The sequence below is a fragment of the Kitasatospora misakiensis genome, assembly GCF_042656005.1.
Lineage (GTDB): Bacteria > Actinomycetota > Actinomycetes > Streptomycetales > Streptomycetaceae > Kitasatospora > Kitasatospora misakiensis.
Genome location: NZ_JBHSOF010000002.1, coordinates 93,813 through 112,909, shown reverse-complemented (window position 1 = coordinate 112,909; position 19,097 = coordinate 93,813). Strand labels below are relative to the sequence as shown.

At 73.4% G+C, this 19,097-nt stretch carries 18 protein-coding genes and 2 pseudogenes; 10 read left to right on the top strand and 10 right to left on the bottom strand.

Annotation, left to right across the window (positions count from 1 at the left end; translation table 11 throughout):
- Positions 1–24: 24 nt before the first annotated feature.
- Positions 25–945 (bottom strand): SGNH/GDSL hydrolase family protein, encoded by a 921-nt coding sequence (locus ACFP3U_RS02395; protein WP_380223416.1) that lies wholly within the window; start codon positions 943–945, stop codon positions 25–27.
- Positions 946–1,195: 250 nt separating this feature from the next.
- Between ACFP3U_RS02395 and ACFP3U_RS02390 the strand changes: the two genes are divergently transcribed.
- The 5 genes from ACFP3U_RS02390 (at position 1,196) to ACFP3U_RS02370 (ending at position 6,212) form a co-directional block, all read left to right on the top strand.
- Positions 1,196–2,851, top strand: coding sequence for an FAD-binding dehydrogenase (locus tag ACFP3U_RS02390; protein WP_380223415.1), 1,656 nt, complete (start codon positions 1,196–1,198; stop codon positions 2,849–2,851).
- A gap of 187 nt (positions 2,852–3,038) precedes the next feature.
- A complete protein-coding gene (locus ACFP3U_RS02385) occupies positions 3,039–3,476 on the top strand; it encodes a (2Fe-2S) ferredoxin domain-containing protein (protein ID WP_380223414.1) in 438 nt (145 codons plus the stop codon).
- Positions 3,477–3,575: 99 nt separating this feature from the next.
- Complete coding sequence (locus ACFP3U_RS02380) at positions 3,576–3,827, top strand: hypothetical protein (protein ID WP_030302164.1); 252 nt, start codon at positions 3,576–3,578, stop codon at positions 3,825–3,827.
- Between the two features lie 306 nt (positions 3,828–4,133).
- On the top strand, positions 4,134–5,801 hold the full coding sequence (locus tag ACFP3U_RS02375; protein WP_380223413.1) for a purple acid phosphatase family protein: 1,668 nt from the start codon (positions 4,134–4,136) through the stop codon (positions 5,799–5,801).
- Positions 5,802–5,879: 78 nt separating this feature from the next.
- Positions 5,880–6,212: a YnfA family protein gene (locus ACFP3U_RS02370; protein ID WP_380223412.1), complete on the top strand. Its 333-nt coding sequence runs from the start codon at positions 5,880–5,882 to the stop codon at positions 6,210–6,212.
- A gap of 90 nt (positions 6,213–6,302) precedes the next feature.
- On the opposite strand, the gene ACFP3U_RS02365 is transcribed toward ACFP3U_RS02370, so the two are convergent.
- The 3 genes from ACFP3U_RS02365 to ACFP3U_RS02355 all read right to left on the bottom strand — a co-directional run bounded on the left by ACFP3U_RS02365 (position 6,303) and on the right by ACFP3U_RS02355 (position 8,354).
- Complete coding sequence (locus ACFP3U_RS02365) at positions 6,303–6,722, bottom strand: PIN domain-containing protein (protein WP_380223411.1); 420 nt, start codon at positions 6,720–6,722, stop codon at positions 6,303–6,305.
- Positions 6,723–6,725: 3 nt separating this feature from the next.
- Positions 6,726–6,950, bottom strand: a complete 225-nt coding sequence (locus ACFP3U_RS02360) for a type II toxin-antitoxin system VapB family antitoxin (RefSeq protein WP_053650305.1) — start codon at positions 6,948–6,950, stop codon at positions 6,726–6,728.
- Between the two features lie 189 nt (positions 6,951–7,139).
- Positions 7,140–8,354 (bottom strand): pyridoxal phosphate-dependent aminotransferase, encoded by a 1,215-nt coding sequence (locus ACFP3U_RS02355; protein ID WP_380223410.1) that lies wholly within the window; start codon positions 8,352–8,354, stop codon positions 7,140–7,142.
- Between the two features lie 97 nt (positions 8,355–8,451).
- Between ACFP3U_RS02355 and ACFP3U_RS02350 the strand changes: the two are divergent.
- Together ACFP3U_RS02350 and ACFP3U_RS02345 are read left to right on the top strand one after the other, a co-directional pair.
- A pseudogene (locus ACFP3U_RS02350) lies at positions 8,452–8,802 on the top strand (winged helix-turn-helix transcriptional regulator); the annotation flags it as partial.
- A 352-nt stretch (positions 8,803–9,154) separates the two neighbouring features.
- Positions 9,155–9,952 (top strand): SGNH/GDSL hydrolase family protein, encoded by a 798-nt coding sequence (locus tag ACFP3U_RS02345; RefSeq protein WP_380223409.1) that lies wholly within the window; start codon positions 9,155–9,157, stop codon positions 9,950–9,952.
- 47 nt (positions 9,953–9,999) lie between these two features.
- Here the strand turns inward: ACFP3U_RS02345 and ACFP3U_RS02340 are convergent, their stop codons facing one another.
- The gene (locus ACFP3U_RS02340) at positions 10,000–11,637 is read right to left on the bottom strand and encodes a DUF2079 domain-containing protein (protein ID WP_380223408.1); all 1,638 of its coding nucleotides are present in this window, start codon (positions 11,635–11,637) and stop codon (positions 10,000–10,002) included.
- A 171-nt stretch (positions 11,638–11,808) separates the two neighbouring features.
- Here ACFP3U_RS02340 and ACFP3U_RS02335 point away from each other — a divergent pair.
- Positions 11,809–12,612: pseudogene (locus tag ACFP3U_RS02335) on the top strand (pentapeptide repeat-containing protein); the annotation flags it as partial.
- Positions 12,613–12,838: 226 nt separating this feature from the next.
- On the opposite strand, the gene ACFP3U_RS02330 reads toward ACFP3U_RS02335, so the two are convergent.
- The 5 genes from ACFP3U_RS02330 to ACFP3U_RS02310 all read right to left on the bottom strand — a co-directional run bounded on the left by ACFP3U_RS02330 (position 12,839) and on the right by ACFP3U_RS02310 (position 17,274).
- Positions 12,839–13,444: a hypothetical protein gene (locus ACFP3U_RS02330; RefSeq protein WP_380223407.1), complete on the bottom strand. Its 606-nt coding sequence runs from the start codon at positions 13,442–13,444 to the stop codon at positions 12,839–12,841.
- Positions 13,441–14,730 (bottom strand): DUF7224 domain-containing protein, encoded by a 1,290-nt coding sequence (locus ACFP3U_RS02325; RefSeq protein WP_380223406.1) that lies wholly within the window; start codon positions 14,728–14,730, stop codon positions 13,441–13,443. The genes ACFP3U_RS02330 and ACFP3U_RS02325 overlap by 4 nt, the downstream gene beginning before the upstream one ends.
- 1 nt (position 14,731) lies before the next feature.
- The gene (locus ACFP3U_RS02320) at positions 14,732–15,595 is read right to left on the bottom strand and encodes an ATP-binding cassette domain-containing protein (protein ID WP_380223405.1); all 864 of its coding nucleotides are present in this window, start codon (positions 15,593–15,595) and stop codon (positions 14,732–14,734) included.
- Positions 15,596–15,708: 113 nt separating this feature from the next.
- Positions 15,709–16,182 carry a hypothetical protein gene (locus ACFP3U_RS02315; RefSeq protein ID WP_380223404.1) on the bottom strand — a complete coding sequence of 158 codons (474 nt, stop codon included), beginning with the start codon at positions 16,180–16,182 and terminating at the stop codon, positions 15,709–15,711.
- Positions 16,183–16,542: 360 nt separating this feature from the next.
- Positions 16,543–17,274 (bottom strand): tyrosine-protein phosphatase, encoded by a 732-nt coding sequence (locus ACFP3U_RS02310; protein ID WP_380223403.1) that lies wholly within the window; start codon positions 17,272–17,274, stop codon positions 16,543–16,545.
- Between ACFP3U_RS02310 and ACFP3U_RS02305 the strand changes: the two genes are divergently transcribed.
- A complete protein-coding gene (locus ACFP3U_RS02305; RefSeq protein WP_380223402.1) occupies positions 17,268–17,483 on the top strand; it encodes a zinc-binding dehydrogenase in 216 nt (71 codons plus the stop codon). The two genes, ACFP3U_RS02310 and ACFP3U_RS02305, sit on opposite strands and share 7 nt — an antisense overlap.
- Before the next feature lie 395 nt (positions 17,484–17,878).
- Positions 17,879–19,075: an FHA domain-containing protein gene (locus ACFP3U_RS02300; RefSeq protein ID WP_380223401.1), complete on the top strand. Its 1,197-nt coding sequence runs from the start codon at positions 17,879–17,881 to the stop codon at positions 19,073–19,075.
- Positions 19,076–19,097 lie beyond the last annotated feature (22 nt).

The following is a 19,097-nucleotide window of genomic DNA, read 5'->3' as shown; positions in this document are numbered from 1 at the left end:
TTTCGGGTTCGTTCCCGCGCGCTCCTACTGCCGCAGGGTCCGGAGGACGGCGTCGGCCATGACCCGCTGGCCGGTGGCGTTCGGGTGGAAGGGGACGGCCGGGGAGCCGGGCAGCGCGCCCTCGATCCAGCGGTCGTCCGCGCAGACGTCGTGCCCCCGGGTCGGCGTGGCGGTGTCCACGTAGGTGGCGCCGTTGGCCTCGGCGGTGGACTTCAGCATCGCGTTCAGCCGGCCGAGCACAGCGTGCAGGTACGGGATGTCGCGCGGCGCGATCGGCTGGCGCAGTACGCAGGACGCGCCGTCGGCGGGCAGCACCGAGGGGTAGCCGACCAGCAGGATCCGGGCGTTCGGGGCCTTGGCGCGCAGCCGCTTCAGGGTGTCCGCGAGGCGCGGGGCGGTCCCGTCGATCCGGTCGGCCAGGTCGTCGTCGCCGTACTGCCAGGACCAGCTGGACCAGTCCCAGTACCCGTGGTGGTAGAGGTCCGTGCAGGGGGTGCCGAGCGGGTTGACCACGGCGCCCGCGATGCAGGCGGCGATCACGTCGCCGATCCCGATGTCGCTGTCGCCGAGGTCGTTGCCGCCGATCCCCAGGGTGATGAGGTCGGTGTCCGAGGTCACCGCGTCGATCTGCGGGTCGTTGACGCGGAGGAAGGCGTCGTACTGGGCCTGGGTGATCGACTTGACCTTGGCGGCGGCGCAGGTGACGTCGCGGTAGGTGCCGGCGTTCAGGGCGGCGGCGACCAGGTGGCCGTAGTTGCGGTCGGAGCGCAGGCACAGACCGGCCGACTGGTTCGGAACGCCCGCGCCGGCCGCGTAGGAGTCGCCGAGCGCCACGAAGCGGTGGGGGGCGGGCGTGGCGGCCTGGGCGCTCGTGGCGGTCATCGCGAGCGCGGCGCCCAGCGCGGCGGAGGCGAGCAGCAGGGAATTCCGGGCACGGCGGAGCACGGTTCCTCCTGGGGGAGAGAAACGGGTGGGTGGGGGTCGTACGAGCCGGGCCACAGCTACTACTGACAGGTAAGTTACTGTCAGGTTTCGCCGCCGTCCATGCCGTGCGCACACATTTCCGAAAATTGCCCAGAGGTTTCGGCAGACACTCCGGCGGGAATTCCGAATTTCGCTCCGAGGCGTATCGAAGGTGCGTTGAAGGGTACGGCGAAGGTGTATCGAAGGTAATTCCGAAACGGGGTGGAGCGGAATGACCCTGGACGCGGACGTCATCGTCATCGGAGCCGGACTCGCGGGCCTCGCCGCGACCGCCGAACTCGCCGACGCCGGACGGAAGGTGATCCTGCTCGACCAGGAGCCCGCGGCCTCGTTCGGCGGCCAGGCGCACTGGTCCCTCGGCGGACTGTTCCTGGTCGACTCGCCCGAGCAGCGCCGCCTGCGGATCCGCGACTCGCACGCCCTCGCGCTGCGGGACTGGCTCGGCACCGCCGGCTTCGACCGCCCCGAGGACGCCTGGCCGCGCCGCTGGGCCGAGGCGTACGTCGACTTCGCCGCGGGGGAGAAGCGGGCCTGGCTGCGGGCGATGGGCGTGCGGTTCCTCCCCGTCGTCGGCTGGGCCGAACGCGGCGGACGGCTCGCCGACGGCCCCGGCAACTCCGTCCCCCGCCTCCACCTCACCTGGGGCACCGGCCCGGGCCTGCTCGAACCCTTCGTCCGCCGGGTCCGCGCGGCCGCCGCGCGCGGCTCGGTCGAGCTGCGCTTCCGGCACCGCGTCACCGGTCTGGCGGCGAACGCCGGCACCGTCGACACCGTCACCGGCGAGGTGCTCGTCCCGAGCGACGCGGCGCGCGGCGAGGCGAGCTCCCGCGAGGTGGCCGGACGGTTCGAACTGCGCGCGCAGGCCGTGGTCGTCGCCTCCGGCGGCATCGGCGGCAACCACGAGCTCGTCCGCGCGGCCTGGCCCGCCCGCCTCGGCAGCCCGCCCGAGCGGCTGCTCTCCGGCGTGCCCGCCCACGTCGACGGCCTGATGCTCGGCGTCGCCGCCGAGGCCGGGGCCGGGCTGATCAACGGCGACCGGATGTGGCACCACGCCGAGGGCATTCGCAACCGGGACCCGGTCTGGGCCCGGCACGGCATCCGGATCCTGCCCGGCCCCTCCTCGCTCCGGCTCGACGCCCGCGGCCGCCGGCTGCCCGTCCCGCTGTTCCCCGGCTTCGACACCCTCGGCACCCTGGAGCACATCCGGACCACCGGGTACGACCACAGCTGGTTCGTGCTCAACCGGAGGATCGTCGAGAAGGAGTTCACCCTCTCCGGCTCCGAGCAGAACCCCGACCTCACCGGGCGCTCCCTGCGCGGCGTCCTCGCCCGCCTGCTGCCCGGCGTACCCGGCCCGGTCCGGACCCACCTCGACCACGGGCCCGACTTCGTGGTGGCGGGCAACCTCCGGGACCTCGCGCGCGCGATGAACGCCAAGACGCGTGAGCGGCTGATCGACGCCGCCGAGCTGCACCGCGTCGTCGAGGCCCGGGACGGCCAACTCGCCAACCCCTTCGCCAAGGACCTCCAGGTGACGGCCGTTCACGAGGCCCGCCGCTACCTCGGCGACCGGCTGGTCGGCACCGCGGCGCCGCACCGGATCCTCGACCCGGACGCCGCCCCGCTGATCGCCGTCCGGCTCGGCATCCTCACCCGCACGTCGCTCGGCGGCCTGCACACCGACCTCGCCGGCCGGGTGCTGCGGCCGGACGGCTCCGTCCTCGACGGGGTCTACGCCGCGGGCGAGGCCGCCGGCTTCGGCGGTGGCGGCGTCCACGGCTACCGCTCCCTGGAGGGGACCTTCCTGGGCGGCTGCCTCTTCTCCGGCCGCACCGCCGGCCGCGCGGCGGCGGAGGCCACGGCGTAGGCGGGGGGCGGGGGCGGTTGTGGGTGTCCGTCGAGGTGGCCCGCCGGGAGCCGCCGGGTACGCTGCCCCTGCCGCCCGGCGTCACCGGGCAGGAGGGCTCCACCGTGATCGTCGGCCGCAACGGCCTGCGGCCGCCGCGCGCACGGGCGTGGCGGCGGGCCCGGGGAACGAGGAGGGCGGGGAGACCATGAGCCGTCGCGAGCGCGACCGGGTCGGCAAGCAGGGCGGGACCGGCAAGCAGGGCGGACGCGGTCCGGCGTCCCCGGTGACCGTCACCGTCTGCCGGGGCTGCTGCTGCGGCACCCAGGAGAAGCACCCGGGCGTCGACCACACCGGCCAGTACGAGCGGCTGCGCGCGGCGGTCGGCGACGCGGGCCGGGTCCGCGCCGTGAAGTGCCTGGACACCTGCGCGCACTCCAACGTCGTGGTGGTCGGCCCCTCCAGCGAGGGCCGCGCGGCGGGCGGCCGTCCGGTCTGGCTGGGCTGGGTGCTGGCCGACGACATGATCGAGGAGATCGCCGAGTGGGTGCACTCCGGCGGCCCCGGCCTCGCCGATCCGCCGGGGATGCTCGACCTCCAGCAGATCTCGGTCTCCCGCCGCGTCGGCGAGGGCCTCCCGGGCTGACCCCGCGGACCCGGACCCGCGCGGGTGGTGGCTGGCCTAGCATGACCCAGGGCTCCAAAAGAGACAGGCCCGCCCCAGGTCTCCGACGGGAGGAAGACGATGACCACGGTCTGTCGCATCTGCGCGGGCACCGGCCGCACCGCCGGCCTCAGCTGCCGGACCTGCCAGGGCACCGGCACCACCGAGGTCGGTGGCGGTGGCGGCAACTGCTTCCTCTGCGACGGCACCGGTGTGTACGTCCGCTACCGGGTCGACGCGACGGGCGCCAAGCACGCCTACCGCGACGAGATCTGCCGCACCTGCGACGGCACCGGCAACCGGGCGGCCTCCCCCTGGGACGAGGCGTCCTGACGCACCGGGGCCGGCGGCAGGTGGTGACGGTTGGTCCGCGCGGGTGCGCCCGCTCACCGCAACGGCCTAGGCGGGCGGCCCAGCGGTCACCGCGTTCGCACAAACTGTCGGACGCTACGAGCATGGCTTCCGTCAACCGCCTGCCTGCTCGCGTCCCCGTCCTCGCGTTCGGCCCGGGCGGAGCGTTCTGCCTGGGTAGGGCTTTGCCGAGCCATGGTCGAACATTGGCGTTCGACTGACCCGTGCGCCCGGGGGCGTTCACCGGCCGTCCGCGTCCGGTCAACACGTGACTGGGAGAGTCCCGCCATGGAAACTCCGAACATGGGCGTGCCGGTGAAGCTCGCCGAACGCATGAGCATGGCCGAGCAGCACGAGTACCTGCGCGCCCGTTTCTCCCGCCGCCGGATGCTGCGCGCCGGTGCCGTCTCGGTGGGCGCGCTGGCCGTGGGCGGCGTGCTGGGCGGCGGCACCGCCTCCGCCGCCCCCGCCTCGCCGCAGCTGCTGACCGGCGGCGTCGCCGCGGGCGTGGACGGTTCGCTGGTCGCCCCGATCGGGCGTCACCTCTCCTTCGGCCCCGAGCCGGACACCCAGTTCCGGGTCTCCTGGCAGGTGCCCGCCCCGGTGAAGCGGCCGTTCCTGCGGTACGGCAGGAACCCGTGGGACCTCGGCCACCGGATCGAGGCGGAGGTGCGCACCCTGCACACCCCGGCGCTCACCCCCGGCAGCCAGCCGGTGGACCAGTACTACCTGCACGTGGCGCTGGAGGACCTCCGCCCCGACACCACCTACTACTACGGCGTCGGCCACCAGGGCTTCGACCCGGCCTCGCAGCAGGCGATCTCCACCCTCGGCACCTTCCGCACCGCGCCCTCGCGCGAGCACCGCTGGGGCAAGGTGTACGAGCCGTTCACCTTCACCGCCTTCGGCGACCAGGGGGTCAGCGACCACGCCAAGGGCAACGACCACATCATCCTCGCCCAGAACCCGGCCTTCCACCTGCACGCCGGCGACATCTGCTACGCCGACCCGGCGGGCTCGGGCCAGGACGCCGACAAGTCGGTGTACGCCGCCACCACCTGGGACGCCTTCCTGGTGCAGACCGAGACGGTCGCCTCGACGGTGCCGTGGATGGTCTCCTACGGCAACCACGACATGGAGGCCTGGTACTCGCCGAACGGCTACGGCGGCGAGAACGCCCGCTTCTACCTGCCGGACAACGGCCCGGACCGGCGCAGCGTCCCCGGCGTCTACTCCTTCCGCTACAAGAACGTCGGCGTCATCTCGCTGGACGCCAACGACGTCTCCTACGAGATCCCGGCCAACCTGGGCATCTCGGCGGGCAAGCAGACCCGCTGGCTGGAGCGCACCCTCAAGGACCTCCGGAACGACGAGACCGTCGACTTCGTGGTGGTCTTCTTCCACCACTGCGCCTTCTCCACCACCCACCAGCACGCCTCGGAGGGCGGTGTGCGCGAGGCCTGGGTGCCGCTGTTCGAGAAGTACCGGGTCGACCTGGTGATCAACGGTCACAACCACGTCTACGAGCGCACCGACGCGATCCTCGGCAACAAGGTCTCCAAGGCGGTGCCGAGCGGCGCCACCGTCGAGCCGGCCACGGACGGCGTGGTGTACGTGACGGCGGGCGCCGCCGGCCGCAGCCTGTACCGCTTCGACGCCCCGGACACCTACGAGGGCCACGAGCAGCGCCTCGACTCGGTGGACACCTTCTACTTCGCCAAGGGCGGCGGCAAGGTGACCGAGAAGGTGGAGTGGTCGCGCGTGCGCTACACCGGCTACTCCTTCATCAAGGTGGACGTGAAGCCCGCACACCTGGGCCTGAAGTCCGAGATGACCGTCACCGCCCTGGCGGAGGACGGCACCCGGGTCGACCACTACACCATCCTCCGCACGGTCGGCGACGGCTGGGACAGCGACCACGACGACGACGGCGAGGGCGGCGGCTGGGGCTGGTAACCCCGAACGCGCCGGCAGGCGGTCGGGTGGTCGGGCGGTCGGTCCGGCCGCCCGACCATGGCACCTAAGCTCGCGGTCATGACCGTCCTGCGTTCCGCCGCCCTGTTCGTCCTCGCCGCGCTCCTGGAGATCGGGGGCGCCTGGATGGTCTGGCAGGGCGTGCGGGAGCACCGCGGCTGGGCGTGGACCGGAGCGGGTGTCGTCGCGCTCGGTGCCTACGGCTTTGTGGCGACCCTTCAGTCCGACAGCCACTTCGGCCGGGTGCTCGCCGCGTACGGCGGGGTGTTCGTGGCGGGTTCGCTGCTCTGGGGCATGGCCGTGGACGGCTTCCGGCCGACCCGCTGGGACGTGCTCGGGGCGCTCGTCTGTCTCGCCGGCGTCGCTGTGATCATGTACGGCCCCCGGCGCTGAGCCGAGCTCGCCGGCCGGAATGAGTGAAGCCCCCTGCCCACCGTTCGGGAATCCCGAACGGTCGGCAGGGGGCTTCGCGTCGCCCCCGGATCAGGACGCCCGGACGTCCCGCTCCCTGAGCTCGGCGATGACCCGCGCGACGGTGACGAAGTCGTTGTCCACGTGCAGCACCGGGTAGTTGTAGTGCGCCGCGACCGAGCAGAGCAGCAGGTCCACCGTGCCGGCCGAGCGGTGCTGGCCCTTCTGGGTGAGCTTGTACTGGGCGTTGAGGGCCCAGTCCTCACCGCCCTTCGGGACGCCGAGCGCGGGGCCGAAGAGGTCGTTGAGCTCCTCCTCCAGCTCGTCACGGTGCGCCGGGCCGGTGGCCGAGTAGAGGATCTCCGACTTGGTCACCTTGGCGATCCTGATGAGCCCGGACTCCAGCGGCCCCCGCCAGCGGTCGAGCGCTTCCGGATGGCGCATCAGGTGGACGAACCCCGAGGTGTCGATCAGATAGCCGAGGTCGTTCATGTGTCATTCCTCCCCGCCCGTCTTCCGGGCCTGATGGATCCGCTCCGTCGGGTCGAACTCCCCCCGGGCCGCACGCGCGGACAGCTTCTCCAGTGCCTCGATCCGCTTCAGTCGGTTGACGTAGTCGGCGAGGGCGCCGTTGATCGTGTCCTTCTTCGTGCTGGTCCCCATGAGGCGCATGGCCTCGGCGAGGATCGCGTCATCGACGTCGACGTTGGTCATACTCATTTTCGCCCCTCCGTTGATGATGTGGCAAATCGATCCACATCATCCACATTACCGTCAGGATGCGGTGTTGGCAAGTTGAAATGTTCCAGCTAGTTACTAAATGTCCGATTAGTTAATGTGATCCGCGTCACTAAAATGCCGAAGCCCCCTGCGGTGGGACGCGGGGGGCTTCGACGCGAGGTGGTCGGGTCAGACCTGGCGGTAGGTGGCGAGGAAGCGGCCGATGCGGTTGATGGCCGTCTCCAGGTCGTCGGCGCGGGGGAGGGTGACGAAGCGGAAGTGGTCGGGGCGGGGCCAGTTGAAGCCGGTGCCCTGGACGACGTGGATCTTCTCGCGGAGCAGCAGGTCCAGGACGAAGCGCTCGTCGTCGACGATCCGGTGGACGGCCGGGTCGAGCCTGGCGAAGGCGTACAGCGCGCCCTTGGGTTTGACGCAGCTGACGCCGGGGATCTCGTTCAGCGCCCGGTAGGCGACGTCGCGCTGTTCGGCGAGCCGGCCGCCCGGCAGGACCAGGTCGTTGATGGACTGGTGGCCGCCGAGCGCGGCCTGGACGGCGTACTGGGCGGGCACGTTCGGGCAGAGCCGCATGCCGGAGAGCATGGTGAGGCCCTCCAGGTAGTCGCTCGCGTGCTGCTTGGGGCCGGAGACGACCAGCCAGCCGCTGCGGAAGCCGGCCACCCGGTAGGACTTGGACAGGCCGTTGAAGGTGAGGGTGAGCACGTCGTCGGCCAGGGCGGCCAGGCAGTGGTGCTCGACGTCGTCGTAGAGGATCTTGTCGTAGATCTCGTCGGCCAGCACCATCAGCTGGTGCCGGCGGGCGAGGTCGAGGATGCCCTCCAGCAGTTCCTTCGGATAGACGGCGCCGGTGGGGTTGTTGGGGTTGATGACCACGATCGCCTTGGTGCGGGCGGTGATCTTGGCGGCGATGTCGTCGAGGTCGGGGAACCAGTCCGCCCCCTCGTCGCAGAGGTAGTGCACGGCCTTGCCGCCGGCCAGCCGGACCACCGCCGTCCACAGCGGGTAGTCGGGCATCGGGACGAGCACCTCGTCGCCGTCGTCCACCAGCGCGGTGACGGCCATCTGGATCAGCTCCGAGACGCCGTTGCCGAGGTAGACGTCGTTGACGGTCACGCCGTCGACGCCGCGCTGCTGGTAGTACTGCACGACCGCGCGGCGGGCCGGCAGGATGCCGCGCGAGTCGCTGTACCCGTGGGCGCGCGGGAGGTTGCGGATGATGTCCTGGAGGATCTCCTCCGGCGCGTCGAAGCCGAACGTGGCCGGGTTGCCGGTGTTCAGCCGGAGCACGCTGTGCCCGGCCTCCTCCAGCGCGTTGGCCTGGTCGACGACCGGGCCGCGGATCTCGTAACACACGTCATTCAGCTTGCTGGACTGCCGAAACTCCATCGGTGGCCTCCCGACCGTCACCCCGCGTCGATCCTGGTTGCTTTGTTCTACCAAGTACGCACTTGGAAAGTCCAACCTTTTGGCTATGCTGATCCACATGTCACGCCGAAGCTACGACCAGTACTGCGCCGTCGCCCGCGCCCTGGACGCGGTGGGGGAGCGCTGGAGCCTCCTGATCGTCCGTGAACTCCTGGCCGGTCCGCGCCGCTACACCGACCTGCACGCCGACCTCCCCGGCGTCTCCACCGACATCCTCGCCGCGCGGCTCAAGCAGTTGGAGAGCGAGGGCGTCGTCGAGCGGCGCCGCCTGGAGCGGCCGGCCAACGCCACGGTCTACGAGCTGACCGGGCGTGGGGCCGCGCTGCGACCGGTCGTCGAGGCGCTCGGCACCTGGGGGCTGGACGCGCTGGGGGAGCAGCGGCCGACCGACGCGGTGCGGACGCATTGGATCACCGGTGCGGTGGACACGGTGGGTGAGGCGGGTACGGTCCTGGCCGGCTGAGGTCCGGGCGGGCGGCCGGTCGCGGGGGCACCCCGTGGGGGCGCCGCGCCCGCGACCGGCGGTGGGGAGCGGCTGCGGTGCCCAGCTCCCCCGATGCTGGGTTCCGGAGCGCGTACGGCCCGGCGTCGCGCCCGGCCGTTCCTCCCGACGTGCTCCACTCTGCACGCCTCGGATCAACGGGGGATCGGCGTCCGCTTGCCGCCGCCGTTGATGTGGGGCGCGGGGGCACGGTGGGGACGGTGGGGGACGGTGGGGTGTGGAGAGGCGGTCTCGTCGGCGCGCGTACGATCGTCGAGCCATGGAGAACACGCATAACACGCCCACCGCCTTCCGCAGTTACGTCGCCGTCGGGGACTCCTTCACCGAGGGCATGTGCGACGACCTGCTGCCCGACGGCCACTACCGGGGCTGGGCCGACCGCCTCGCCGACCGGCTCGCCGCCGAACGTCCGGCCGACGGCTTCCAGTACGCCAACCTCGCCGTCCGCGGCAAGCTCATCGGCCAGATCCACGACGAACAGGTCCCCCGCGCCGCCGCCATGGGCGCCGAGCTGGTCACCCTGGCCGGCGGGTTCAACGACGTGCTGCGGCCGCGCTGCGACGTCGACCGGGTCGAGGAGCTCCTCGGTGCCGCCGCCACCCGACTGCGTGCCACCGGGGCGACCGTGGTCATGTTCACCAGCACCGACCCCACCCGGCGGACGGCCGGCTCGGCCCGGCTGCTCCCCGCCATCCTGCGGATGAAGGCCTTCGTCCACGAGCTCGCCCAGGACCAGGGCATCACCGTGGTCGACCTGTTCTCCGCCCCCTGCTTCGACGACCGCCGGCTCTGGGCGGAGGACCGGCTCCACCTCTCGCCCGAGGGCCACCGCCGGGTCGCCGAGGCCGTCCTGGAGTCGCTCGGCCGTCCCGCCGGCTTCGACTGGCGCGCCCCGCTGCCGGCCGTCGCCCCGCCGACCCGCTCCGAGAAGCTGGCCGCCGACGCCCGCTGGGCCCGCACCCACCTCGGCCCGTGGATCGGCCGCCGGCTCACCGGCCGCTCCTCCGGCGACGGCCGCCCGCCCAAGCGCGCCGAGCTGCTGCCGTACGAGGGCTGAGCGCGGCCGGCCGGTCGGGCGGCGGCCCGTCGGAGGGGCGGCGGGAGTCAGCCGCGGAAGAGGTTGTGACCGACGTCCGACGGCACCTCGTCCTGGTACGGGGTGGAATTCGGGCCCGGTACCTGCTCGCCCGGGATCGGCTCGGTGCCCTCCCGGTGCAGCAGGTACACCCCGTCCTCCGACCAGACCGTCCGGTACCCGTGCGCCAGCAGCAGCTCGATCCGGGCCGCCTGCTCCCGGTCGGTCCGGAACGGGAAGGTCCGCTTGTCGGCGCGGATCAGCACGTACGCGCGCCCGCGCGGCTTCTCGTCCACCAGCACCACGTCCGCCCGGGCGGTCAGCCGCGGCGCCGCCTGGTTGTCGGCCTCCACGGACGCGCCGTCCGGGACGAGCGCCGCGCCGCGCAGCAGCGCCGCCTCGCTCGCCTTCGGCTGCCAGTAGGCCGGTACGAACAGGTTCGCCAGGCCCAGCGGTACGGCGGCCGCGATTGTGACGGCCGCCGCCGCCACCCCGAGCCGCCGGGTGAGCACGCGGCCGTGGCAGCGGCCCAGCACCTCCAGCGCCGCGACCAGCAGGATCGGCCACAGGAACGCGTCGTAGTGCCGGGCGATCGACCAGTGGTTCGGATTGCTGGACAGCACCCGCTCGGCGAGCAGCGGGACGGCCAGCAGCACGGTCGCGGAGCGGAGCGGGAGGGCGAACAGGGTGCCGAAGATCCAGAGCAGCAGCAGCGGCTTCAGCGGGGCGTCGAAGAAGGCCGAGACCAGGAGGGTCGGGTCGGCCAGGACGTTGGAGACCGCCGAGCCGCCGTCCGCGCCGAGCGCCTGGTAGTTCCAGTAGTAGCCGGGCACCCCGCCCATCGCCGGCACCAGCTCGGCGATGGCGATCGCCGAGGCGAGCGGACCGCCGAGCAGCAGCCCCACGCCCCAGCGCACGGCCGGACGGCGCCTGGCGGGGTCCTGGTCCCGCCGGGCCCGCAGCAGCAGCACCAGGCCGTAGGCGCCCACGGCCAGGCCCATGTCCTCCTTGGTGCAGCAGAGCAGCAGTCCGGCCAGCGCCGACGCCCAGTACTGTCGGGCCATCCCGCGCTCCAGCATCAGCAGCGTCAGCGGCACCGCGAACGCCACCTCGTGGAACCCGCCGCGCGAGGCCACCAGCAGCGGCCACCCCAGCCCGTACGCGAGCGCGGCCAGATCGGCGGCGCGGCGGGCGGTGCGCGGGTCGGCGCGCGGGTCGGCGTCGGCGAAGCAGCGGCCGGCGATCCGGCGGATCAGTGGCACACCGGCGGCGAAGCAGAGCGCCTGGCCGAGGAGCAGGGAGCGCGGGTCGTCCCAGAGCCAGTAGAGCGGCGCCATCAGCGCGATCACCGGGGAGAAGTGGTCCCCGAGGAGCGAGAACCCGGGCGGGAACTCGTGGTGGAAGCTCTTCAGCGACGAGACCGGCAGCCCGAGGTGCGCGTAGCCGCGCACGCCCTGGTCGAAGATCCCGAGGTCGAAGCCGCCGAGCTGGGCGGTGGTCCACTGCTGGGCGCCGATCGCGAGGCAGACCGCGAAGCAGAGCAGGGTGAACCCGGCGGTGCGGGCCCGCGGGGGGATCCGGAGGGCCGGTTCGGGCGTGTCCGCGGGGGTGGCCGTGTCGGCGGTGCCCTCGGTGTCCGGGTACGGCGTGACGTCGTGCCGGGACATGCCTTGGTTCCTCCGCTGGTGCTGTGGCGCTGTAGTGCCGTGGTGCAGGTCACGCCGGGTGCTCGTCGCGCCGTGCCGCTGGGGTTCGGCCGACCACACTAACCGACGGCCGTTCGAGGCGGTCGGTACGCTCTACAGCGCACCACCCCGTCGTCCCGGAGGAACAACAGCATCGTGAGCGTCCCGAGCCTCAACCTCGTCTCCGACTGCGGGAGCTGCTTCGGGCTGTGCTGCGCGGCGCTGCCGTTCGCCGCCGGCGCGGACTTCGCCGTCAACAAGGCCGCCGGAACGCCGTGCCGCAACCTGCAGACCGACTTCACCTGCGGGATCCACGAGCGGCTGCGCGACAGCGGCTTCCCCGGCTGCACGGTGTACGACTGCTTCGGGGCCGGCCAGCACGTCTCCCAGGTGACCTTCGGCGGGCGCAGCTGGCGGGAGGCGCCGGAGAGCGCCGGGACGATGTTCGAGGTGTTCCCGGTGGTGCGGCAGCTGCACGAGCTGCTCTGGTACCTCACCGAGGCGCTCACCTTCGCCCCGGCCCGCCCCGTGCACGGGGAACTCCGCCGGGCCCTGGAGGAGACCGAGCGGCTGGTCGGCGGCACGCCCGAGGAGATCCTGGCGGTCGACGTCCCCGCGCACCGGCAGGCGGTGGCCGAGCTGCTGCTCCGGGCCAGCGAACTGGTCCGGGCCGCCGTCCCGGGCCGACGCGAGCACCGGGGCGCCGACCTCTTCGGCGCCCGCCTGCGGGGTGCGGACCTGCGGGGCGCCAACCTGCGCGGCGCGCTGCTGGTCGCGGCCGACCTGTCCGGCGCCGACCTGCGGCTCGCCGACCTCGTCGGCGCGGACCTGCGGGACGCGAACCTGGCCGGCGCCGACCTGACCGAGGCGCTCTTCCTCACCCAGGCACAGCTGAACGCGGCGCGCGGTGACGCGACGACCCGTCTGCCGGAGGCGCTGAAGCGCCCGGGGCACTGGCCGGAGACGGCTCCTGCCGGACCGACCGGGCGCGGCAGTGGTAACGGCGGCGGTGGCGGCCGAGGGCCGCAGGCCGGCGGTCGGGGCCGGAGCGGTCAGAGCCAGGGCGGTGGGCGTCGCGGCGGTGGCGGTGGTGGACGGCAGGGCGGGTCGCGCCCCCGCTGACGCCCCGCCGCCGGACCGCCGGACGCCTGGACGGACGGCTGACCGGATTCCCGGCCGGATGTCAGGCCGCCGGTAAGTCCAGCACGGCCGCCGGATGTCGGCGGAGCAGCGCGCACGCCGTGCCGGCGAGCAGGAGCAGGGCGACGGCGGTGAGGGCGTACGGGGAGCCGGCCGGGTGGAGCGGCCAGGCCCAGGGGCGGGGGCGGCCGTCCGGGTGCCAGCCCGCCGCCGAGCAGAGCAGGGGGACGGCGGCGAGCGCGGCGGCGGCCGCGCGGTGGCCGGTCAGCGGGTGGACGAGCAGCGCGAGGCCGAGGTAGCCGGCGATGTTGCGGGCCAGGACCAGGGCGAGCGCCCCCTGCCCGGCCGCGTACGCGAGGCTGCCGCACGTCGTGCCGGCGGCCGCGAGGGTGAGCGCGAGGCCGACGTCCATCCCGCGCAGGAACCGCCCGGCGACGGTCTCGGTCCGCAGGTCGCCCCGGCCCAGCCCGTACAGCAGGAACACCGCCGGGAGCAGGGTGATCACGTGCGCGAGCAGGAAGTGCCCGGCCTGGCCGTGCAGGGCCGGCACCGGCAGCTCGCCGTCCCCGAACAGCAGCCCGACGGCGAAGGTCCCGACGAGGACGGCCGCGAGCAGCGGCACCGCGCGCGCCTTGCACCACCAGATCACCGCGCACCCCCGGTCGGTGCGGCGTCGTGCGGGACCGGCGGGGGCAGGGTGCCGCAGTCGGCGAGGGCTTCCGCCGTGCCCCGGTACCAGGCGAGTTGGGCGGCGTCGGGCAGCCGGAGCAACTGGGCCGCGCGGGCGCTGTCGGTCTCGGTGAAGCGGCCCCCGGCGGCGGCCGGGCCGCCGGGCGCCACCCGGGCGGTGAGCCAGGCCGTGGCCGTGCCGGCCGCCGCCGCGGCGGGGTAGGGGTCGCTGCGCAGTGCGCAGTCGGGGGTGCGGGGGAGCAGGCCACCGATCACGGCGGCGGTGACGTCCGACACCTCGGCGTCGGTCGGGACGCCCAGCTTGGCCTCGCCCGGCGCGGGCCTGGCGGCCATGGTGAACGTCGCCGGGACGGGGACGCCCGGCCCGGCCAGGGCCCCGGCGATCCGCCGGACCTCCTCGCGGACCATGGCCGAGCGGGCCCCGCCGAGCTCCGGCCAGAGGCAGACGCGTGGCCGTCCGTGGTCGCAGACCAGCGCGTCGGAGGACCGGGCGCGCACCGGTTCGGCACCGAGTCCGCGGGCGGTCCAGCCGCCCAGCGCGACCCCGCCGGCCGTGACCGCCAGCGCGGCGGCGACGGCGACCGGGGCGCCGCGCCGTCGGAGGAGCAGGACGGCCGCCGCGCAGACCGCGGCGGAGAAGGCGAGCGAGGCCGCCACCGCCCGCCCGTCCAGCACCTGGTCCACCGCGCAGCAGTCCGACAGCCCGCCGCCGACCAGATGCCGCGGCCAGTAGGTGTCGAAGGCGGCGGGGTAGGCGTTCAGGACGAAGCTGTTGATCAGCGCGAGCGGGACGGCGACCACCGGCGCGAGCACCCGGCCGACGACCGAGCCGACCAGGGTGTTGGCGAGCAGCAGGCCGGTCCAGACGGCGAGGACGCCCGGCTGCGGCACTCCGTCGGCCGTCCCGCCGGCCAGGGCCGCGATGGTGAGCGCGGCGACCATGCCGAGCCCGCCCATCAGCGCGACCGGCAGCAGCACCGGTGCGGTGATGGCCGGCGCGGAGCGCACCGGCGATCCGCTGAACACGCGGCCGCGGTGCAGTCGGCCGCCCTCCCAGGCGCCGGCGGCCGCGCAGGCCGCGCAGGCGAACGGCAGGGCGAGGCTGGCGTGCCCGGCGGCGGCGAGCCCGTAGGCGGGGGTGACCCAGGCGGTCAGCTCGTCGCCGAGCGCGACCAGGACGAAGCCGAGCAGGAACGGCAGCACCCGGGTGCCCGCCGAGACCCTCAGGACGGTGCGCAGCAACATGTCACGTCTCCCGCTCGATCAGGCGCGCGTACGCGGCCTCGGCGCTCGGCACACCGGAGACGGGTCCCGGTCCGGCTCCGGCTCCCGGTCCCGGTCCCGGCCCGGGGACGGCCGTCGCCGGCCGGCCGTGCCGATCGGTCCCGGTGCCCTCGGTTCTGCCGGTTCCCCCGGCGCCCCCGCCACCGGCCGCCACCGCGTGGAACTCCTCGGTGGTGCCCTGGAACCGGACCTGTCCGCGGTCCAGCACCACCACGTGCCGGTACATCTCGGCGAGGTCCTCGGTCTGGTGGGTGGCGACGATCACGCTCACCTCGCTGGCCAACTCCTCGACCAGGGAGCGGAACACCGCGCGCTGGGTGGGATCGAGCCCGGCGGTCGGCTCGTCCATCAGGATCAGTTCGCTGTGGTGGGCGAGGCAGCCGGCGATGCCCATCCGGCGCAGCTGGCCGCCGGAGAGCTGGTGGCCGGGCCGGTCGGCGAGCTCGCCGAGGCCGACCCGGGCGAGCGCGACGGCGGAGGCCCGCCAGGCGGCGGTGCGGGACATGCCCTTCAACCAGCCGCAGTACGCGACCTGTTCACGGACGGTGAGTCCGGGGACCGGGGTGATCTGCTGCGGCAGCCAGGCCACCGCGCGCCGGTAGGCGGCCCGGTCGCCGCCGCCCGTCGCCGGATTGACGCCGCGCCAGTCGACCGATCCCCGGTGCGGGCTCAACTGGGAGGCGGCGAGGGCCAGGAGGGTCGACTTGCCCGCGCCGTTGGGGCCGAGCAGGACGGTGGCCGGATTGTCGATCCGCAGATCGAGACCGGTGAACAGGCTTGCTTTTCGGCTGTGGTGGAAGTCGATGCGGTGGAATTCAAGGGCCATGGCGGGGTCGACGCATTTCGCTCGGGAAAGGGTGCGAGGGTGCCGGCGGATGGGGGAGGCCGCCGGCACCGCGGCCGGAACGTCCGGGGAGGAGGGTGACGTGGGCGGGCGGCTCAGTACCGGGTGGTCACGGTGTCCACCCAGAGCTTGTCGCCGCTGCGCACGCCCTCCAGCGCGAAGTAGTAGTCGCCGGAGCTCTGGTCGCCCCAGCTGGAGGTGTCGCAGTGGTTGGACCGGTGGCCGTAGGCCTTGTCGGGGCCGAAGACGTCCTTGTAGAGCTGGAGGTCGGCGTCCTTGAAGTCGTTGTTCCCCGTCACGCAGCCCTGGAAGGTGACGGAGGTGACGGCGTCGTCGCGGTCGGCGTCCTCCCAGCGGCGGGACTCCGAGCCCGGCCCCCAGCTGCTGATGTGGGACGTCCAGGAGCCCTCGGCGAGGGCGGGGGTGACACCGGCGAAGCCGAGCAGCGCGGCGGCCACCAGCGCGCCGCGGAGAAGGCGGCCGGAGCGGATCGCGTCGGAGTGGTTCGTGCCGGAGTGGTTCGTGCCGGAGGAGCGGTCCCTGCCGAAGGAGCGGTTCTGTGCGCGCATGTTCCGTCCGATCATTCCGGTGACGCCGCCGTGCGGGCGGTGTCATGCAGACAGAAGGAAACGAGCGGAGGTCCGACCGGAAAGGTCGCGGTCACCCGGTCGGCCGAGCCGCCGCGGAAATGACCTTAGCGTGCACGAACAGGTGTCTCGCACTATTTTTTTCGGCCATTCAACCGAGTGGGGCCGGAGATCGGAAGGCTGGCAAGCGGGTGATCGATATTCACCGGAATTTCCCGAGCCTGGCAACTGTCCAGCAAATATCGATCCATGGTGTCCGTTTCAGGTCTACTGATCGACCGGTTCCTTTTTCATGTGATAGTCCACCCGGTCAGGCGCTGGCCGGTTCTCGACGGCATCGGGTCAGGCCGAGAGCAGCCCGGCGCGCAGCCGGCCGATCAGCGCCTCGTCGACACCGACCTTGCCGGTGGCATAGGCGTGGACCGAGCCGTGCGCGGAGGCGAGGTCCGCGAGCGTGAGCCGGATGACCGCCTCCGGCGCGCGCCCGAAGCCCGGCCAGCGCAGCGTGCGCCCCGGGTTGGCGGCGTGCCAGTCGGCCACCAGCCGGGCGGTGACCAGTTCGGTGAGCGCGAAGTCGGCGGCCACGTCGTCCTCGCCGACGCCGAGCAGGCTCAGCACCAGGGCGGCGATCAGCCCGGTGCGGTCCTTGCCGGAGGCGCAGTGGAATACCACCGGGCGGTCGGCGTCGGCGATGAGCTCCAGGACGGCGCGGATCTCCGCGACACCGTCCTCGGCCACCTCGGCGAAACGGTCCGCCAGGTACCGCCACGGGTCGACGTCCGGATCGATCTCGGCCTGGTCGTACGGGCGGTGCTCGATCGAGAGGTTGTGGTACGCCACGCCGTCCAGCTCCGGCGCCCGGCCCTTGCGGGCGATTTCCCAGGGGTAGCGCAGGTCGATCACCGTACCGATGTCCAGCGCCCGGAACCGCTCCAGGTCGGCAGCCGAGGCGAGCACCCCGAGCGAGGCCGAACGATAGAGCCGCCCCCACCGGACGGTCCGCCCGTCGGCGGCCCGGTAGCCGCCCAGGTCACGGAAGTTGTGCGGGCCCTCGAAAGCGATATGGCGTGTCATGTTCGCACCCTACTGCCCGGATTCGGCCCGGCTGTGGCCCGGGTTCGGCCCGGGTTCAGCGCTGCTCGGGCGCCGCGACCAGCCTGCGCACCGGAGCCTTCCAGCCCGTGGTGGACCGCGTCTCCCCCTTCGACGAGATCGCCGCCGCCCACCGCTACATGGACGCCGACACCCAGATCGGCAAGACCGTGGTGACGGTCGAGCACTGACTATCCTCGCCTCCACGGCCCCGTCACCCAGGGCCAACGAGCCGGAGACCGGTCCACCGGACCGTCCTGGCGCACGACAGAACGGGGGCGGAACATGCAGAAGAGGCGCACTCCCTGGGCGATCGCCTACCTCTTGATCGGGCTCGTGTGCTTGCTGGAGGTCGTGTCGGTGGCAGCGTTGAGCACCAGGGTCGACGACCTCGTCTGGAGGCGTTGCGACGGATCCCGCGGTTCCCGCTCTGGACGCGGGACCGTGCGGTGGACCGGATCGTCGACGCGCTGCCCGCCCCCGCCGGGGTGCGGGATCGGCCATGATGGAGTGGATGGAATGGATGTGACGGGTCGTCCGGAACGTGGTCCGGGCGGCCCGTGCACGCCGACCGCACGGAGGTCCGATGGAGCACCGCCCCGCACCTGAGCCCGCCCCCGTCGTCGGGCGGGGCATCGACCGGAACCTCGCGACGTCCGCCGACCGGGCGGACTATCTGGTCGAGCTCTCCAACATCGTCCGGCGCACCGACTTCGGCGGGTCCGCGCCGCGGTCGCTGTACCGGCTGCGGTTGGTGGTGGACGCGCTGGTGCGGCTGACCGGGGATCGGGATGTGGCCGTGTACTGCGTCGCGGACCGCAGTCTGCTGGGTGGGCGGCGGGAGTTCACCGAGCCGGGGGACGCGGGGACGCTGGCGCGGTGGGTCGCCGAGGGGCTGGTGGAGGAGGTGCCGGACGCCGACGAGCGGGTGTTGGAGATCGCCGGTATGACCGGAATCCAGGTGGTCACCGGTGACTACTACGACGACCACCGGATCGAGCACCCGTGGATCCAGGGCAACACCTGGCAGTTCCTGCGGCCGGAGGCGGCCGGGCGGGGCCTGGTCCGGCTGGTGCCGCTCGACATGGGGCACCGGACCGGTGCGGAGATCTCCAAGAAGATGGAGCTGTCCGCGCTCAAGAAGCAGGGGCTGCTGACCGCCTCCCGCAAGCCGCTGGTCGAGGTGGTCGGGCGGGCCTGGCGCTGTCCCGAGCGCCGGTGCGGCCTGTACAGCGTGCACCGCGGCGGGCGGGTGATGCTGCCGCGGATGCGCCGGGGCGTGCCCACCTGCGAAATCCACGGCATGCCGCTGCTCGACGACGGGGCCCGGCCCGGCGCCGCGCAGGTGAAGGTGGTCCTGGACGGGGAGTGCGTGGCCCGGTACACGCTGGACGAGGGGACGCGGACGGCCGTCGGCCGCGCTCCGGGGACGGCGGACGGGATCGCGCTGCTCGTCCTGCTGCCCGCCGAACGCGCGGCCCGGGTCAGCCGCCGGCACCTGGTGGTCTCGGTGCGCGGCGGGGCGGTCATGGTGCGGGACGCCAGTACCTACGGCAGCCGGATCCGGGTGGCCGGGCGCCGAGGACACCTGGGCCCGTGGGAGCGTCTGCCGGCGGAGGCGGACCGGCCGTTCCAGCCCGGCGACGAGGTGGAGCTCACCGCGGGCCTGGTGCTCACCCGCAGCGGCCGTCGCTTCCCGGCCGAACTGGCCGGCGCCTGGCGGGAGGAGGCGGCGCGCACCCCGCTGCCGCCGGGCGCGGCGGAGCCGACGCGGTTCGTCTGACGCACCGGTCCGCCGCAGTGCC

Excerpts from the sequence above, each read along its gene's own strand:
- ACFP3U_RS02390 (WP_380223415.1), top strand. The coding sequence starts at position 1,196 with ATGACCCTGGACGCGGACGTCATCGTCATCGGAGCCGGACTCGCGGGC.
- ACFP3U_RS02385 (WP_380223414.1), top strand. The coding sequence starts at position 3,039 with ATGAGCCGTCGCGAGCGCGACCGGGTCGGCAAGCAGGGCGGGACCGGC.
- ACFP3U_RS02380 (WP_030302164.1), top strand. The coding sequence starts at position 3,576 with ATGACCACGGTCTGTCGCATCTGCGCGGGCACCGGCCGCACCGCCGGC.
- ACFP3U_RS02375 (WP_380223413.1), top strand. The coding sequence starts at position 4,134 with ATGGAAACTCCGAACATGGGCGTGCCGGTGAAGCTCGCCGAACGCATG.
- ACFP3U_RS02370 (WP_380223412.1), top strand. The coding sequence starts at position 5,880 with ATGACCGTCCTGCGTTCCGCCGCCCTGTTCGTCCTCGCCGCGCTCCTG.
- ACFP3U_RS02365 (WP_380223411.1), bottom strand. The coding sequence starts at position 6,722 with ATGAACGACCTCGGCTATCTGATCGACACCTCGGGGTTCGTCCACCTG.
- ACFP3U_RS02360 (WP_053650305.1), bottom strand. The coding sequence starts at position 6,950 with ATGAGTATGACCAACGTCGACGTCGATGACGCGATCCTCGCCGAGGCC.
- ACFP3U_RS02355 (WP_380223410.1), bottom strand. The coding sequence starts at position 8,354 with ATGGAGTTTCGGCAGTCCAGCAAGCTGAATGACGTGTGTTACGAGATC.
- ACFP3U_RS02345 (WP_380223409.1), top strand. The coding sequence starts at position 9,155 with ATGGAGAACACGCATAACACGCCCACCGCCTTCCGCAGTTACGTCGCC.
- ACFP3U_RS02340 (WP_380223408.1), bottom strand. The coding sequence starts at position 11,637 with ATGTCCCGGCACGACGTCACGCCGTACCCGGACACCGAGGGCACCGCC.
- ACFP3U_RS02325 (WP_380223406.1), bottom strand. The coding sequence starts at position 14,730 with ATGTTGCTGCGCACCGTCCTGAGGGTCTCGGCGGGCACCCGGGTGCTG.
- ACFP3U_RS02320 (WP_380223405.1), bottom strand. The coding sequence starts at position 15,595 with ATGGCCCTTGAATTCCACCGCATCGACTTCCACCACAGCCGAAAAGCA.
- ACFP3U_RS02315 (WP_380223404.1), bottom strand. The coding sequence starts at position 16,182 with ATGCGCGCACAGAACCGCTCCTTCGGCAGGGACCGCTCCTCCGGCACG.
- ACFP3U_RS02310 (WP_380223403.1), bottom strand. The coding sequence starts at position 17,274 with ATGACACGCCATATCGCTTTCGAGGGCCCGCACAACTTCCGTGACCTG.
- ACFP3U_RS02300 (WP_380223401.1), top strand. The coding sequence starts at position 17,879 with ATGGAGCACCGCCCCGCACCTGAGCCCGCCCCCGTCGTCGGGCGGGGC.